This is a genomic window from Saccharopolyspora sp. NPDC000359 (genome assembly GCF_040300525.1).
Classification (GTDB): Bacteria; Actinomycetota; Actinomycetes; order Mycobacteriales; family Pseudonocardiaceae; genus Saccharopolyspora.
In genome coordinates, this window is record NZ_JBEPDU010000089.1 from 1 (window position 1) to 14,503 (window position 14,503).

Here is a 14,503-nt window from a genome sequence, read left to right on the forward strand (position 1 = left end):
GCCTCGCTGCAACAACCGGCTGGCCGCTGGTGCTGCGCGCACGTGGTGTGTCAGCGCCGTGTCAGTGGGGTGACAGCGCCGTCGGTGACGGTGGGAGCCGAGCCACAGCAGCCCGGCCGACCGCCGTCCGGTGGAGGTCAGCAGCCGGGGCCCGGCGGCGCGCCGGAGCTGGGTCAACCGGTGCTCGGCGAAGGAGGCCAGGCAGACCCGGTCCCAGGCGTCGTGCGCGCTCAGCGTGCGCAGCACCGGCTCCACCGCGGAGTCGTCCTTGACGTCGATGTTGAAGAAGACCTCCGGCAGCTCCTCCAGCACCGCGTCCAGCGAGCACACCGGCTCCCGTCCCCCGATCCGCGCGGTGCGCACGGCCGACCACGGCAGCCGACGGATCGCGCCGCGCCCGTCGGAGGTGCGCTCCAGCGTCGGGTCGTGGTTGACCACCACCACGCCGTCGGCCGTGGCGTGCACATCGGTCTCGATGTACTGGAAGCCCTCCTGGGCGGCGCGGCGGAACGCGCTCAGCGAGTTCTCCATGTCGTGCAGCTCCCCGAGGTGCCACCCGCGGTGGGCGAACGCGCGGGGCCGGGGGCCGAGCAGGAAAGGATGTGTCACATCGGACAACTCTGCCCGATCGGCGTGCCGTCATCGTGCAGGCGGGGCCTTTGACTACCGTGATCGATCGTGGATATCTCGGCCCAGCCCTCCCGTCGTCAGCGGCAAGTCCGGCATTGCGCCTGGTGCGGGCGGCGGGTCCCGGAGGCTGGCCGCCAGGGGCGACCACGCCTGTACTGCGCGCAGTCCTGCCGCCAACGCGCCTACGAGCGCCGCACCGCCGTCCAGCGCGGGGGGCTGCCGGAGGACGCCGTGGTGCTCTCCGCCGCCGAGCTCGCCGACCTGCAGGACCGGTTGTTCCAGCTGCGCTGCGCCGCCGAGGACGTGGTGACGGCGGTGGACGACGACGCCGAGCGCAGCGAGGTGCGCAAGCTCGCGGCGCAGGTGGTGGACGTGGCCGCGGAGCTGGAACGGCTGCGGTGACGGCCCGCGCCCGGGCTTCGCGGCGAACGGAGGATTGTGCGGGACGGTCCAGGTGACCAGGATGGGTTGGTCCCCAGCGGTGGCGAGGTGTCGCCCGTGCCCGCACGACCCGTGGTCCGCGGCCTGCGCCGCGTCGACCTGATCAGCCCGGACCCGGTGGCTGCCGCGGTCCGCTACCGGGCGCTGCTCGACTGGACCCCGGAACCGACCGGTCGCGGCTTCGACTGCTGGGTCGGCAACCGCCGCTGCTCGACGATCCGCAAACCGCGCGCGGGCGAACCGCTCGGCTGGCGCCCGGTGTTCGCCGGGGCCTCCCCGAGCTGCGCGCTGACCGGCCCGGACGACGCGCTGGCGATGGTCGCCAGGGGGCGCGCCCAGCACGGCCCGCTGGCCCCGGCGCCCCGGCCCGGCGAGCCCCGCTGGATCGAGCTGGCCACCAGCGACCCGGACCGCGCCGACGCCTTCTGGGCCAGCACCCTGAACTGGGCGGTGCGGTCGACCACCGGCGGCGCGGAGTACCTGGTCGACGAGCACCCGCTGGCCTCCCGGACCAACCGGCGGACCGCGGCGGCCTGGGGGTGGTTGTGCTTCTTCGCGGTGGCCGACCTGACCGACGCGGAGAAGCTGGTCACCGAGGTGGGCGCGGAGGTCGTCGACCGGCTCGACCACCCGCTGCTCGGCGAGACCCTGGTGGTCACCGACCCGGGCGGCGCGACTCTCGCGCTGAACGCCGGGAGCACCTGGGGTTGAGGTTCACCAGAGCCGGGCTGGCGGCCAGAACGGGCCCGGCTTGAGGATCTTGCGCGGCGCGCCGGGGGCGTCCGGGGCGGGGAGGCTGCGCAGCGCGTCGATGGTGGTGGTCAGCGCACCCGAGCACCGCCAGACGATGCCGCCGTCGGGCGTCGCCACGTGCAGCCGGGCGGCCAGCGCGTGCTGCCGGTCGGCGATCCAGAGGGCGTCGCTGTGCTCGGGCCAGCTCATCACGCCGACCAGCCACTCCGGGCGGCCGAGGGAGTCGGTCAGGATCCAGAAGGTCCACAGCGTGTTCAGCCCGACCAGCACCGCCAGCTCTGGGTAGAGCTGCAGCGCTTCGCTGACGCTGTTCACGGTCCGGTGTCCTCCACGGTCTCGGTCGGGCGGTCTCGAGCGGGGCCGCCGACCTGCCCCCGGCGGGCACGGGAACGATCGGCCCAGGTCAACCCCGGTCCACCATGCATCACGCCGGACCGCTGCGGCGGCACATTCCGCGGGCACCGCGCGAAGACCACCCGACAGGGTGATCAAGAACGCCGGTTCAGCCGTTGACCCGGGCCCGGAGGCCGTCCAGCACCAGGTCGAGCCCGCGCTCGAAGTCCGCCGGGCCGCCGGGCGCGCGGTCGATCGCCCCGGCGCTGGCCGCCTGGAGCGCCATCTGCTCTTCCACGGTGTGGCCGAACACCAGGTGCAGCAGGGCTCGGGTGCCCACGTCGACCACGTCGTCGGGCAGCCCGCCGTCGCGCAGCGCCGCCCGCAGCTGCTGGGCGGGTCCTGCCGCACCGAGGCCGAAGGTGTGCGCGGTGACAACCACTTCGGCGCCGTCCCGGTAGGCGAGCATCGCGTCCCGCAGCTCGGCGCAGATCTCGACCACGCGCTCGTCCCAGCGCTCGGTGCGGCGGGGTCGTCGGCCGCGGTGCAGGACCTCGTCGGCGATCGCGGCCAGCAGCGCCTGCTTGTTCGGGACGTGGTGGTAGAGCGCGCTCGGTTGCACGCCGAGCTCGGTGGCCAGGCGGCGCATCGTCAGCGACTCCAGGCCGTACTCGTCGAGCACCTCGATCGCGCGAGCCACGACGTCCTTGCGGTGGTAGCGCACCCAGCACCCTCCCGTTGACCGATCGATCCACCCCAGTCTAACCTGAACGCCGTTCAGGTGAACGCTGTTCAGGTTCCGATCCGGGGAGAAGCGATGAGCGCCCACTTCCACCAGCTCGCCGAGGCCGTCCTCACCGGGACATCGATCACACCCGAGGACGCCCTGTCGGTGCTGCGCGCCGACGACGCCGAGCTGATGTCCGTCGTGGCCGCGGCCGCCCGGCTGCGCCGCGCGCACTTCGGCAACGCGGTGAAGGTGAACTACCTGGTGAACCTGAAATCCGGGCTGTGCCCGGAGAACTGCAACTACTGCTCGCAGGCGCTGGGCTCCAACGCCCCGATCCTCAAGTACTCGTGGCTGTCCAGGTCCGAGGCGCTGCAGCAGGCCGGTGCCGGGCTCAGAGGTGGCGCCAGCCGGGTGTGCCTGGTCTCCTCCGGCCGCGGACCGTCCACAAGGGACATCGACAAGGTCGTCGACGTGGTGGCGGCGCTGAAGCAGGAGCACCCCGGCGTCGAGGTCTGCGCCTGCCTGGGGCTGCTCGGGGACGGACAGGCCGAGCGGCTCAAGGACGCTGGGGTGGACGCCTACAACCACAACATCAACACCGCCGAGAGCCACCACGACAGCATCGTCCAGACCCACACCTACGCCGACCGCGTGGCCACCGTGGAGAAGGCGAAGGGCGCCGGGATCTCCCCCTGCTCCGGGCTGATCGCCGGGCTGGGCGAGACCGACGAGCAGCTCGTCGAGGCGCTGTTCGCGCTGCGGGAGCTGGACTCCGACTCGATCCCGGTGAACTTCCTGATGCCCTTCGACGGCACCCCGTTCGAGAACACCTGGGAGCTGACCCCGACCCGCTGCCTGAAGATCCTGGCGATGGCGCGGTTCGTCTGCCCGGACAAGGAGATCCGCATCGCCGGTGGCCGCGAGATGCACCTGCGCTCGCTGCAGTCGACCGCGCTGCACGTGGCCAACTCGATCTTCCTGGGCGACTACCTCACCTCGGAGGGCCAGGCGGCCGAGGCAGACCTGGAGATGATCCGGGACGGCGGCTTCGTCGTCCAGGGCTCCGCGGCGGACCTCGCGCAGCAGCGGGAAGCGCGCGACCCGGCGATCCGCCGTCGCGGCGCGGGCACCGACGTCCTGCCGAACGCCTGATGACCCCGGCGGAACTGCTCGCCTTCGACCGCGAGCACCTGTGGCACCCGTACGCGTCGATGGCCGACCCGGCCCCGGCGCGCCTGGTCACCGGGGCCGAGGGCAGCCGGATCGTGCTCGACGGTGTCGGGCCGGTGGTGGACGGGATGGCGTCGTGGTGGTCCGCCATCCACGGCTACCGGCACCCGGTGCTCGACGAGGCGGTGCGCGGGCAGCTCGACCGGGTGGCGCACGTGATGTTCGGCGGGTTGACCCACGAACCGGCGGTCGAGCTGGCCCGGCGGCTGGTCGAGCTCTCCCCGGCCGGGTTGGACCGGGTGTTCCTCGCCGACTCCGGGTCGGTGAGCATCGAGGTCGCGATGAAGATGGCGCTGCAGCACCAACGGGGCACCGGGCGACCGGAGCGAACCCGGTTCCTCACCGTGCGCGGCGGTTACCACGGCGACACCTTCGACTGCATGAGCGTGTGCGACCCCGACGGCGGCATGCACGCGATGTGGTCCGGGATGCTGCCGGAGCAGGTCTTCGGCGAGCGCCCGCCCGGTCCCGGCGGCGACGTGGCCGCGTGGGCCGCGGGTTTCCGCACGCTCGCGGCGGAGCACGCCGACCAGCTGGCCGGGTTGGTCGTCGAGCCGCTGCTGCAGGGCGCCGGGGGCATGCACCCCTACCCGGCCGAATGCCTCACCGTGTTCCGGGAGGTCGCCGACGAGCACGGGCTGGTGCTGGTCTTCGACGAGGTCGCCACCGGCTTCGGCCGGACCGGCACGTTCTTCGCCGCGGAAGCGGCCGACGTGACCCCGGACGTGCTGTGCGTCGGCAAGGCGCTGACCGGCGGCTACCTGACGCTGGCGGCCGCGTTGTGCACCGAGGAGGTCGCGCGCGGCGTGTCCGCCAGCGATTCCGGCGTGCTCATGCACGGGCCCACCTTCATGGGAAACCCGCTGGCCTGCGCGGTCGCCTCGGCCAGCCTTGACCTGCTGAGCACCGGCGGCTGGGCGGCCGACGTGCGGCGGATCAACACAGGTTTGCAGGCGCTGCACCGGATCGACGCCGTCGACGTGCGGGTGCTCGGTGCCGTTGGCGTGGTCCAGCTCGACCACCCCGTCGACGTGGTGCGAGCGACCGGAGCCGCGCTGGCCGAAGGCGTGTGGCTCCGCCCGTTCCGGGACCTGATCTACACCATGCCGCCCTACGTGTGCGGCGACGAGGACATCGCCGCGATCTGCGCGGGGATCGCGGCAGCGGCGGAGGCCGGATGAGCGGCTGGACGACGTGGTTCGCCGAGCAGCGGGCCGCGCGGGAGGACGCCGGGTTGCAGCGCGCGCGGCGGCCCCGGGCGGTCGACGACGACGTCATCGACCTCGCCAACAACGACTACCTGGGATTGAGCTGTGACCCGGAGGTGCGCCGGGCCGCGGCGGATGCCGCGCTGCGCTGGGGTGCGGGGGCAGGCGCCTCCCGGCTGGTCACCGGGACCACCACGCTGCACGCCGAGCTGGAGCACGAGCTCGCCGAGTTCACCGGCCGCGAGGCGGCGCTGGTGTTCTCCACGGGTTACCACGCGAACCTGTCCGCGGTGACGGCGTTGGCGGACAAGGGGTCGTTGATCGTCTCCGATGCGCACGTGCACGCGTCGCTGATCGACGCCGCGCGGCTGTCCCGGGCGGCGGTCGACGTGGTGGCGCACAACGACGTCGGCGCGGTCCGGGCCGCGTTGGCCGCGGCTGGTGGGCGGCGGGCGCTGGTGCTGACCGAGTCGGTGTTCTCGGTGCTCGGTGACGCTGCCCCGCTCACGGACCTGGCCGCGGTGTGCGCCGAGCACGACGCCCTCCTCGTCGTCGACGAGGCGCACGGCCTCGGCGTGGTCGGCGATGGCGGGCGCGGATCGGTGCACGCGCGCGGCATGGCCGGTCATCCGCACGTGGTGATGACCGCGACGCTGTCGAAGTCGCTCGGCGCGATGGGCGGGGCGGTCCTCGGTTCCGCCGCGCTCGTCGACCACCTCGTCAACCGGGCCCGCCCGTTCATCTTCGACACCGGGCTGGCACCGGCCCCGACCGCCGCCGCGCTGGCCGCGCTGCGCCGCCTGCGCGAGCAACCCGCTCGCCCGTCGGGGATCCACCAGCGGGGGGCTGAACTGGCCGACCGGCTCGGCGTGCCGAGGTCCGCGGGCGCTGTGCTCTCGGTGCCGATGCCGTCCCCCCAGGTCGCCACCGCAGCGCAGGCCGCAGCGCTCGCGGCCGGGGTCCGGGTGGGGTGCTTCCGACCGCCGTCGGTACCCGACGGGGTTTCGCGCCTGCGGATCACCAGCCACGTGGGCCTTGAGGACTCTCGTTGGGAGCGCGCGGTCGACGTGCTGGTCCGCGTCGTCAAGGAGCACCGGAGGTGGCCGTGATCGTCGTCGTCACCGGCACCGACACCGGGGTGGGCAAGACCGTGACGACCGCCGCCCTCGCGGTCCGCTCCGGGCCGGGCACCGTCGTGGTCAAGCCCGCGCAGACCGGCACCGACGAACCCGACGTCCGCGTCGTGGCGCGCCTGGCGGGGTGCGAGGTCGCGCAGTTCACCAGCCTCGAAGACCCGCTCGCGCCCGACACCGCGGCCCGGGTGCGCGGCGTCGGGATCCCGCCGATCAGCGCGCACGCCGCCCGCGTCCGCGAGCTGGCCCGCGGCCACGGCACCGTGATCGTCGAGGGCGCGGGCGGCCTGCTGGTCCGGCTGGACACCGGGGGCGGCACGCTGCTCGACCTCGCTGCCGATCTCGCCCAGGACCACCCGGTCCTGGTCTACGTGGTGACCCGGACCGGGCTCGGCGCCCTCAACCACACCGAGCTCACGGTGGGCGCGTTGCGGGCCCGAGGTCTGGAACCGGCCGGCCTCGTCCTCGGCGCGGTACCGCAGCAACTCGGCCTCGCCGAGCGGTGCAACCGAGCGGAACTGCCCCGCGTCACAGGAGTTCCGATCGCAGCAGCGATCCCCGAGGGTGCGGGTGCCCTCGCACCGGAGGACTTCCGAAAGCAGGTCAAGTCCTGGTGGTCGTGAGCGACAACGGTCGCCAGAACCACCATCACCACTCACGAGGGGGTTGTGTGGGGTTGTGAGGGGCGGTGGTTGTTGGGGGCACCAGTGGCGGTCACGAGGTGAACGGTGACGGGACTCTGCCCTCTCGGCTGATCTGGTCGACCAGGGCGCGGATGGATCCGGCGTCGTTGACGTGTGGGAAGTCCTCCTCCGGGACGGGGACGCCGAGGAAGTCGCACAGCGGCTGCCAGCCCTCGCCGACCTGGTAGGTCAGCAGCCGGTCGGCCGGGACCGCTGCCCGCACGGCGGCGTTGTGCTGCTCGAAGACCGCGATGGCGTGCTCGCGGTCGTCGAAGCGGCCGCCGAAGGTGCCGTTCCAGATCATCCGCTCAACCATCGGGCGCAGCTGCACGTCGAAGGCGTCGTCGCTCGGCTCCTGCTGCACGAACTGGTAGATCGTGCTGTGCACGCTGTCGTACCACTTCTGCGGATCGCGGACGGTGAGCAGCACCTTGGCCTCCGGGTAGGCCTCCACCAGCTCGCACCAGAACGTGCAGCCCGGCCAGTCCACTGTGGAGGCGAAGCCACCGAGGACGGTCTCCCAGTCGGAGATCTCGCCGTCCAGCGCGCGGGTCCAGTCGCGCACCCGTTCGGGCTGCGCGATGACCTCGAACATGTGGTAGCACGGGCCGAAGCCGAGGCGCTCCAGCGCCGCCTTCACCGACGCGGTCCCGGTGCGGCCGAACCCGGCCCCGATGATCTGAACCATGTGCTGCTCCTCGCGGATCGGCGCGCGGCAGCGGTGCCGCGCGGGGTGTTTCAGCGCGCGTCGGTGATCAGGACCGCGCCGACGGTGGCGTGCGTGGCTTCGTCGATGAGCACTGCGCCGCCGGTGGAGCGGTTGTCGGCGTAGGCGTCGCAGAACACCGGCTGCGCCAGCCGGAGGACGACCTCACCGATCTCGTTGAGCTCCAGCCGGTCGGCGGGGCCGCGCTCCAGCGTGGTGACCTCCAGCCGGTCGCGGACCTCGGCGACCACCGCCTTGACGGTGCGCGTGGTGTGCTTGAGCAGCAGCCGCGTTCCCGGTTCCAGCGCGGACCTCGCCGACATCCAGCACACCGCCGCGGTGATCTCCTCCGCAGCGACCGGGGCGTTGCCGGGGGCGCAGAGCATGTCACCGCGTCCCACGTCGATGTCGTCGGCCAGCCGCACGGCCACCGACTGCGGTGCCCTGGCCCGGTCGAGCTCGCGGTGGGCGAAGTCGACGGCGACCACGCGGCTGCGCATCCCGGACGGCAGGTGCAGCACCTCCTCGCCGGGGGCGAGAGCTCCGCTGGCGATCTGCCCTGCGCAGCCACGGTAGTCCTGGGCGCGGATGGTGCCCTGCACCGGCAGCCGGAACCCACCGGTGGAGCCCTCCTCGGTGACCTCGACCGATTCCAGGTGCTCCAGCAGCGACGGCCCGTCGTACCAGGGCATCGCCTCCGAGCGGTGCACCACGTTGTCACCCCGCAGCGCCGAGATCGGGATGGCGGTGACCTCGCGCAGGTCCAGCCGGGCGGCGAACGCGGCGAACTCCTCGGTGATGGCGCGGAACACCGGCTCGGCGAAGCCAACCAGGTCCATCTTGTTCACCGCCAGCACCAGCCGCGGCACCCGCAGCAGCCCGGCCAGCACCGCGTGCCGGCGGCTCTGCTCGGTCAGGCCGCTGCGGGCGTCGACCAGCACGATCGCCAGGTCGGCGGTGGAGGCACCGGTGACCATGTTGCGGGTGTACTGGGCGTGGCCGGGGGTGTCGGCGATGATGAACGCCCGCCGCGCGGTCTCGAAGTAGCGGTGCGCCACGTCGATGGTGATGCCCTGCTCGCGCTCGGCGCGCAGCCCGTCGGTGAGCATCGCCAGGTCCAGCTGCTCGTCGCCGCGCTCCACGCTGGCCAGCTGGAGCTGTTCGAGCTGGTCGGCCAGCAGCGACTGGGAGTCGTGCAGCAACCGGCCGATCAGCGTGCTCTTGCCGTCGTCGACCGCACCGGCGGTGGCGAAGCGCAGCAGGCTGTCGGCCGGGGAGAAGGCCAGGTCCGCGGTGCCCATCAGAAGTACCCCTCCCGCTTGCGGTCCTCCATCGCCGCGGCGCTGGTGCGGTCGTCGGCGCGGGTCTGCCCGCGCTCGCTCACCCGGGTCGCGGCGATCTCGGCGATCACCTCGGGAACCGTGGTGGCCGTGGACGGCACCGCCCCGGTGCAGGTCATGTCGCCGACCGTGCGGAACCGCACGGACCGCTCGACCAGCTGCTCCCCCGGGTCGCGCGGCAGGAACGGGCTGTCGGCGAGCAACATCCCGTCCCGCTCGAAGACCTTGCGGTTGTGCGCGAAGTACAGCGACGGCAGCGCCACGTCCTCGCGCTCGACGTAGGCCCACACGTCACGCTCGGTCCAGTTCGACAGCGGGAAGGCCCGCACGTTCTCGCCGGGATTGATCATCCCGTTGTAGAGGTTCCACAGCTCCGGGCGCTGGTTGCGCGGGTCCCACTGGCCGAAGGCGTCCCGGAAGGACAGCATCCGCTCCTTGGCGCGGGCCCGCTCCTCGTCGCGGCGGGCACCGCCGAACAGCGCGTCGAAGCGGTGCTCGGTGATGGCGTCCAGCAGGGTGGTGGTCTGCGCCCGGTTGCGGCTGGCCCCCTTGCCCTGCGGCTCGGCGACCCGACCCGCGTCGATGGAGTCCTGCACCGAGGCGACCACCAGCCGGACCCCGAGCTCGGCGGCGCGGCGGTCGCGGAAGTGCAGCACCTCCTCGAAGTTGTGCCCGGTGTCGACGTGCAGCACCGGGAACGGGATCGGCGCCGGGGCCAGGGCCTTCTCCGCCAGCCGGAGCAGGACCGCGGAGTCCTTGCCACCGGAGAACAGCAGCGCCGGGCGGTCGAACTCGGCGACCACCTCGCGGATCAGGTGCACCGCCTCGGATTCCAGCAGGTCCAGCCGGGACAGCTCAGCCGGCATCAGCGACTCCCCTCGGGTCTGGTGCGGGACACGGCGGCGAGCAGTGGTCCGGCCAGCTCGTCGCGGCAGACCAGCAGGTCCGGCAGCCACGGGTCGGCGCGGCCGTAGACCAGCTCGGTGCCGTCGAGGCGGCTGGTGCGCAGCCCGGCGGTGCGGGCGACCCCGACCGGGGCGGCGCTGTCCCACTCGTACTGCCCGCCGTCGTGCAGGTAGGCGTCCACCGCGCCGAGGACCACCGCGGCGATCTTCGCCCCGGCCGAGCCCATCGGCACCAGGTCCGCACCGACGTCCTCGGCGACGTCGCGCACGAACTCCGGCGGGCGGCTGCGGCTGACCGCGATCCGCGGACGTCCGCCGCCACCCGTGGGCGGCTTGGGTGGTTCTCCGGTGCCTAGCACCACGCCGTGCGCGGGCAGGGCCACGGCCGCCGCGACGACCGCGTGCTGCTCGACCAGCGCGACGTGCACCGCCCAGTCGTCGCGGCCGGGCTCGGAGAACTCGCGCGTGCCGTCCAGCGGGTCGACGATCCAGACCCGCCCGCCGGGCCGTGGTGCCGGGCCGGATGGGCCGTGCTCGGACAGCACCGGGTCGTCCGGGCGCTCCTGCGCCAGCGCCGCGCCGAGCAGGGCGTGCGACTCCGCGTCCCCCTCCGCACCGAGCTCTGCCAGGTCCGATGTGGACGCCCGCAGCTCCACCAGGCGATCCCCGGCCATCCGGGCAAGCCGCGCCGCCAGCTCGTGGTCGTCCTCAGCCATCCCAACACCTCCCGCTCATCGCGGGCACCCGCGACGACTTCGCGTTGCGCACCAGTGGAAATCCCGCACCGACCAGCACCACCAGCAGTCCCGCCGAGGCGCTGAGCACGACGTTCGCGCCGAGCATCACCAAACCGGTGGTCACCAGCATCCCGCCCACCAGCACGCGCACCGGGCGGTCCGGCACCCGCGCCGAGACCAGCGCGCCCACCAGCACCCCGGGCAGCGAACCCACCAGCAGCGACCCGACGAGTCCGAAGTGGACGTCCCCGGCGAGGAGGTGGCCGGCCGCGGCGACCGCCACCAGCGGCACCGCCTGCACCAGGTCGGTGCCGACCAGCCGCGCCGAGCTCAACCCGCGGTTGACCAGCAGCAGGGCCACGATGATGATCGAGCCGGAGCCGACCGAGGTGGCACCGACCACCAGCCCGGCCACCCCGCCCAGCAGCACCGTCGGCAGCGGCCGCACCCCCGGACCGTCCGGGGCGGCACGGCGGCGGGCCAGCACCATCCGCAGGAACAGCATGCCCGCGGCCAGCAGCACCGCGCCGCCGACGACCTCCTCGAGCACCGACTCCGCGCCCTTGCCCAGCGACCCGGCCAGCAGCGAACCGACCGCCGCACACGGCAACGAACCCAGGCACAGCCAGCCGACGAGCTCCGGCTGCACCGTGCCCCGCCGCAGGTGCACCGCCGCGCCGACCGGCTTCACCACCGCCCCGGCCACCAGGTCCGAGGACACCGCGGCCAGCGGCGGGACGCCGAACACCAGCGTGAGCAGCGGCATCGTCAACGCCCCGCCACCCATGCCGGTCGTGCCCACCAGCAGCCCGGTGAGCAGCCCCGCCGCCGCTACGCCCCAGTCCACGGCCCCACCCAACCCCGCTCGCGCAGCAGCTCCACCACGCGCCCCACCGCGGCATCCTGCGACAGCCCGGAGGTGTCCAGGACCAGGTCGGCGTCGTCGGGAACCTCGTACGGCGCGGAAACACCGGTGAACTCGGGGAGCAGGCCAGCCCGCGCCTTGCGGTAGAGGCCCTTGCGGTCACGCCGCTCGCACTCCCCCAGCGGCGTGGCGACGTGGACCAGCGCGAACCCGCCCACCGCCGCCACCATGCGGCGCACCGCCTCCCGGTCGGCGTGGTACGGCGCGATGGGCGCGCAGATCGCCGCTCCGCCGTGCCGGGTGACCTCCGCGGCCACGAAGCCGATGCGGCGCACGTTCCGGCTGCGGTCCTCGGCCGAGAACCCCAGTCCGGCGCAGAGGGTTCGGCGGACCACGTCACCGTCGAGCAGCGTCACCGCCCGGTGGTCGTGCCGGTGCAGCGCCTCGCGCAGCGCGCGGGCCAGCGTGGACTTGCCCGCCCCGGACAACCCGGTGAACAGGACGGTGAACCCGCGCTCGCGCAGCGGCGGGTGCATCCTGCGCTGCTGCGCGGCGATCGCCGGGGTGGTGAACCAGCTGGGCAGGTCCTCGCCGCGGTCGAGCAGCTCGCGCAACCGCTCGGGGCTGAGACCGGGTCGGCGGTCGGCCGGGGCGACCTGGGTGGCCAGGCGCCAGCGGTCGGTCTGGTCCCGCACCACCTCCGGTGGCTCCAGCACCTCGATCGGCGAACGGGCCAGCGGGTGCGGCGAGAGCAGGTGGGTGGCGCCGTACGCCGCAGCGACGTGCGCGGTCAGCGCCGCGTCGCGCTCCGGATCGGCGCGGCGCACCAGCGGCACCGGGACGGTCGTGGTGCCCGGCGGGAGCTCCGGTTCGGCAGCGAGCACGGCCTGCACGAGCAGTTCCGGGCGCGGGCCGCTCATCCGCGGCAGGACCAGGACGTGCGCGTCGTGCTCGGCGGCCAGCGCGCGGACCTGGGCGAGTTCGCGGTGGTGCAGCGGCTGTTCCGGCAGGATTGCGAGGACCGGGCCCGGCGGCAGCTTCGCGCGGACGTCGGCGGCCGGTGGGCGCAGGCCGCGCAGCACGCCCGTGGGTTCGCCGACCGGCTCGACGGGTCCAGCCGCGTGCATGCCGGTCTCGTCGGCCCAGGGGGACTCGTTGCGGACCAGCGCCACCGGTGCGCCCTCGGCGTCGCGCAGCTCGATCTCGTCCGCTCCGGCTGCTTCGACCGGGATCCGCAGAGTGAGCGGGTCCGGCCAGGGTGCTCCCCCGCGCAGCCTCCGCCGGGTGCGCACCGCGTCGACCTCGTCGCCGGGGAGGAAACCGGAGAGCGGTGGGAAGGCGCCGTCCAGCAGCAGTTCCACGTCGGCCAGCTCCGCCGGGTCGAGGAGGTGGGTCGCGCGGCGCTGCGGACCGGTGGGTTGCGGGGTGGTCCCGTTCGCGCTCACCGACACCTCCACCCGCTGTTGGCGGGACGTGGGCTTCAGCTCGTGCTGGCTCTCGGGCCACACCATGACCGACCACCCGCCGGGCGGAGAACCCCGCCGACCAGTTCTCGCCAGATTCCGTTTTTCCCACCGGGGTATGGGGAATCGGGAGGAAGTGGGCGGGGGTGGAGGTTTCGGGCGGGGTCTTCTCGGGGTGTCGGGGCGCTTGGGGATCAGTGGCGGTGCTGGGGGGGAGTTGCGGTGTAGGGGTGCCGTGGCGCGTGGGGTCGCTCTTGGGTTCAAAGCGATGGGGGGTTGCTCTGGGGGTGTTGCAGTTTCAATCGAGATTGCTCGTTCTCGACGGTGGTCGCGGTGGGGTGGTGAGGCGATTCCAATCGAAATCGCAGTCGTCACCACCCCTCCGCGCGTTCACTCACCGGCTCGACCCCTGGACCGGTCTGGCCCTGGCTTCTTCTCGGGTCTGGTTCCGAGTGGCTTTGGGTCAGTGGGGGACGCGGTGGTGTTCCAGTCCTCTTTGGATGGTTCCCTGTTCTTCTTCCAGGAGGGTGGCGAAGGCTTCTTCGGTGAGGTCTCGGGGCGGGGGTTCTTCGGTTCCTGGTTGGTCTGGCATCAGTTCCTACCGGCGGGTGTGCTGGGTGGTGATCCGGTGGATCAGGCGGGCTGCTGTTCGGGCCGTCCTGTTGTCGACGTCCAGTTCCGGGTTGAGTTCGGCTACGTCGCAGAGGAGGAGCTTGCCGCTGGCGGCCACTCGGTCGCAGACCCGTTGGATCGTCTCCAGGGGGACCCCGTAGGCCGCCGGGGCGCTCACGCCCGGGGCGACCGCCGCGGGGAGGACGTCCAGGTCGATCGTCAGGTAGACCACGTCGCAGCTGGTCAGGAAGGTGTCCACGAACTCGTCCACCGCCGGGTTCGACGGGGCGCAGTCGTCGTCGAGCAGGTAGGACACGCCGAGCTTGTCGGCGGTGTCGAACAAAGCCCTGGTGTTGCTCGGCTGGCTGATGCCCAGGACCGCGTAGTGCAGGTCCGCGCCGCGCTGCTGCTCCTGCTCGGCCATCTGGCGGAACGGCGTGCCGGAGCTGGGGGTCTCGTCGGCTCGGAGGTCGAAGTGGGCGTCGAGGTTGAGCACGCCGAGCTTCGCGCCCGAGCGCACCCGCGCCGACCCGGCCACACCCAGGTAGCTGCCGTAGGCGATCTCGTGGCCGCCGCCGAGCACGACGACGAACTTGCCGTCGTCGAGCAGGCCGGTCACCGCCTCGCCGAGCCGCCGCTGGCCGTCCTCCAGCGCCGTGCCGACGACCTCCACGTCACCGACGTCCAGCGCGCTCAGCGGTTCCGGCAGCGCCATCGAGGCCAGCGCCTGGCGC

Annotated in this window: 16 protein-coding genes; 6 read left to right on the forward strand and 10 right to left on the reverse strand. The window is 73.1% G+C overall.

Annotated features, from left to right (window positions below; translation table 11 throughout):
• The coding region (locus ABT324_RS32565; protein WP_351185475.1) for a glycerophosphodiester phosphodiesterase family protein at positions 1–609 on the reverse strand (609 nt) is incomplete at its 3' end.
• Positions 610–678: 69 nt separating this feature from the next.
• On the opposite strand from ABT324_RS32565, the gene ABT324_RS32570 reads away from it, so the two are divergent.
• Both ABT324_RS32570 and ABT324_RS32575 read left to right on the forward strand, forming a co-directional pair.
• Positions 679–1,032 (forward strand): hypothetical protein, encoded by a 354-nt coding sequence (locus ABT324_RS32570; RefSeq protein ID WP_351185478.1) that lies wholly within the window; start codon positions 679–681, stop codon positions 1,030–1,032.
• 96 nt (positions 1,033–1,128) lie between these two features.
• Entirely contained in the window at positions 1,129–1,782 is a 654-nt protein-coding gene (locus ABT324_RS32575; RefSeq protein WP_351185481.1) for a VOC family protein, read from the forward strand.
• A 3-nt stretch (positions 1,783–1,785) separates the two neighbouring features.
• Here the strand turns inward: ABT324_RS32575 and ABT324_RS32580 are convergent, their stop codons facing one another.
• Together ABT324_RS32580 and ABT324_RS32585 are read right to left on the reverse strand one after the other, a co-directional pair.
• Positions 1,786–2,139, reverse strand: coding sequence for a hypothetical protein (locus tag ABT324_RS32580; RefSeq protein ID WP_351185484.1), 354 nt, complete (start codon positions 2,137–2,139; stop codon positions 1,786–1,788).
• 187 nt (positions 2,140–2,326) lie between these two features.
• The gene (locus ABT324_RS32585; protein ID WP_351185487.1) at positions 2,327–2,881 is read right to left on the reverse strand and encodes a TetR/AcrR family transcriptional regulator C-terminal domain-containing protein; all 555 of its coding nucleotides are present in this window, start codon (positions 2,879–2,881) and stop codon (positions 2,327–2,329) included.
• A gap of 93 nt (positions 2,882–2,974) precedes the next feature.
• Here ABT324_RS32585 and bioB point away from each other — a divergent pair, with 93 nt between their 5' ends.
• The 4 genes from bioB to bioD are packed head-to-tail and all read left to right on the forward strand — an operon-like array spanning position 2,975 to position 7,081.
• Complete coding sequence (bioB, locus tag ABT324_RS32590) at positions 2,975–4,039, forward strand: biotin synthase BioB (RefSeq protein WP_351185490.1); 1,065 nt, start codon at positions 2,975–2,977, stop codon at positions 4,037–4,039.
• Positions 4,039–5,298, forward strand: coding sequence for an adenosylmethionine--8-amino-7-oxononanoate transaminase (locus ABT324_RS32595; protein ID WP_351185493.1), 1,260 nt, complete (start codon positions 4,039–4,041; stop codon positions 5,296–5,298). The genes bioB and ABT324_RS32595 overlap by 1 nt, the downstream gene beginning before the upstream one ends.
• Complete coding sequence (locus ABT324_RS32600) at positions 5,295–6,434, forward strand: 8-amino-7-oxononanoate synthase (RefSeq protein ID WP_351185496.1); 1,140 nt, start codon at positions 5,295–5,297, stop codon at positions 6,432–6,434. Before ABT324_RS32595 ends, ABT324_RS32600 begins: the two co-directional genes overlap by 4 nt.
• Positions 6,425–7,081 carry a dethiobiotin synthase gene (gene bioD, locus ABT324_RS32605; protein ID WP_351185499.1) on the forward strand — a complete coding sequence of 219 codons (657 nt, stop codon included), beginning with the start codon at positions 6,425–6,427 and terminating at the stop codon, positions 7,079–7,081. Before ABT324_RS32600 ends, bioD begins: the two co-directional genes overlap by 10 nt.
• A 91-nt stretch (positions 7,082–7,172) precedes the next feature.
• Here the strand turns inward: bioD and ABT324_RS32610 are convergent, their stop codons facing one another.
• The 7 genes from ABT324_RS32610 to hutG all read right to left on the reverse strand — a co-directional run.
• Positions 7,173–7,829, reverse strand: coding sequence for a sulfotransferase family protein (locus ABT324_RS32610; protein WP_351185502.1), 657 nt, complete (start codon positions 7,827–7,829; stop codon positions 7,173–7,175).
• Between the two features lie 50 nt (positions 7,830–7,879).
• Positions 7,880–9,148 (reverse strand): sulfate adenylyltransferase subunit 1, encoded by a 1,269-nt coding sequence (locus ABT324_RS32615; RefSeq protein ID WP_351185505.1) that lies wholly within the window; start codon positions 9,146–9,148, stop codon positions 7,880–7,882.
• On the reverse strand, positions 9,148–10,053 hold the full coding sequence (gene cysD, locus ABT324_RS32620) for a sulfate adenylyltransferase subunit CysD (RefSeq protein ID WP_351185508.1): 906 nt from the start codon (positions 10,051–10,053) through the stop codon (positions 9,148–9,150). The genes ABT324_RS32615 and cysD overlap by 1 nt, the downstream gene beginning before the upstream one ends.
• Positions 10,053–10,808, reverse strand: a complete 756-nt coding sequence (locus ABT324_RS32625; protein WP_351185511.1) for a 3'(2'),5'-bisphosphate nucleotidase CysQ — start codon at positions 10,806–10,808, stop codon at positions 10,053–10,055. The genes cysD and ABT324_RS32625 overlap by 1 nt, the downstream gene beginning before the upstream one ends.
• Positions 10,801–11,676: a sulfite exporter TauE/SafE family protein gene (locus ABT324_RS32630; protein WP_351185513.1), complete on the reverse strand. Its 876-nt coding sequence runs from the start codon at positions 11,674–11,676 to the stop codon at positions 10,801–10,803. Before ABT324_RS32630 ends, ABT324_RS32625 begins: the two co-directional genes overlap by 8 nt.
• Positions 11,661–13,205: an adenylyl-sulfate kinase gene (gene cysC, locus ABT324_RS32635; protein ID WP_351185516.1), complete on the reverse strand. Its 1,545-nt coding sequence runs from the start codon at positions 13,203–13,205 to the stop codon at positions 11,661–11,663. Before cysC ends, ABT324_RS32630 begins: the two co-directional genes overlap by 16 nt.
• A 550-nt stretch (positions 13,206–13,755) precedes the next feature.
• Positions 13,756–14,503: formimidoylglutamase (hutG, locus tag ABT324_RS32640; protein WP_351185519.1), on the reverse strand; the 748-nt coding region annotated here is incomplete at its 5' end.

Bases quoted from the DNA above. Each gene is read 5' to 3' on its own strand.
- bioB (WP_351185490.1), top strand. From the start codon at position 2,975: ATGAGCGCCCACTTCCACCAGCTCGCCGAGGCCGTCCTCACCGGGACA.
- ABT324_RS32595 (WP_351185493.1), top strand. From the start codon at position 4,039: ATGACCCCGGCGGAACTGCTCGCCTTCGACCGCGAGCACCTGTGGCAC.
- ABT324_RS32600 (WP_351185496.1), top strand. From the start codon at position 5,295: ATGAGCGGCTGGACGACGTGGTTCGCCGAGCAGCGGGCCGCGCGGGAG.
- ABT324_RS32610 (WP_351185502.1), bottom strand. From the start codon at position 7,829: ATGGTTCAGATCATCGGGGCCGGGTTCGGCCGCACCGGGACCGCGTCG.
- ABT324_RS32615 (WP_351185505.1), bottom strand. From the start codon at position 9,148: ATGGGCACCGCGGACCTGGCCTTCTCCCCGGCCGACAGCCTGCTGCGC.
- cysD (WP_351185508.1), bottom strand. From the start codon at position 10,053: ATGCCGGCTGAGCTGTCCCGGCTGGACCTGCTGGAATCCGAGGCGGTG.
- ABT324_RS32625 (WP_351185511.1), bottom strand. From the start codon at position 10,808: ATGGCTGAGGACGACCACGAGCTGGCGGCGCGGCTTGCCCGGATGGCC.
- cysC (WP_351185516.1), bottom strand. From the start codon at position 13,205: ATGGTGTGGCCCGAGAGCCAGCACGAGCTGAAGCCCACGTCCCGCCAA.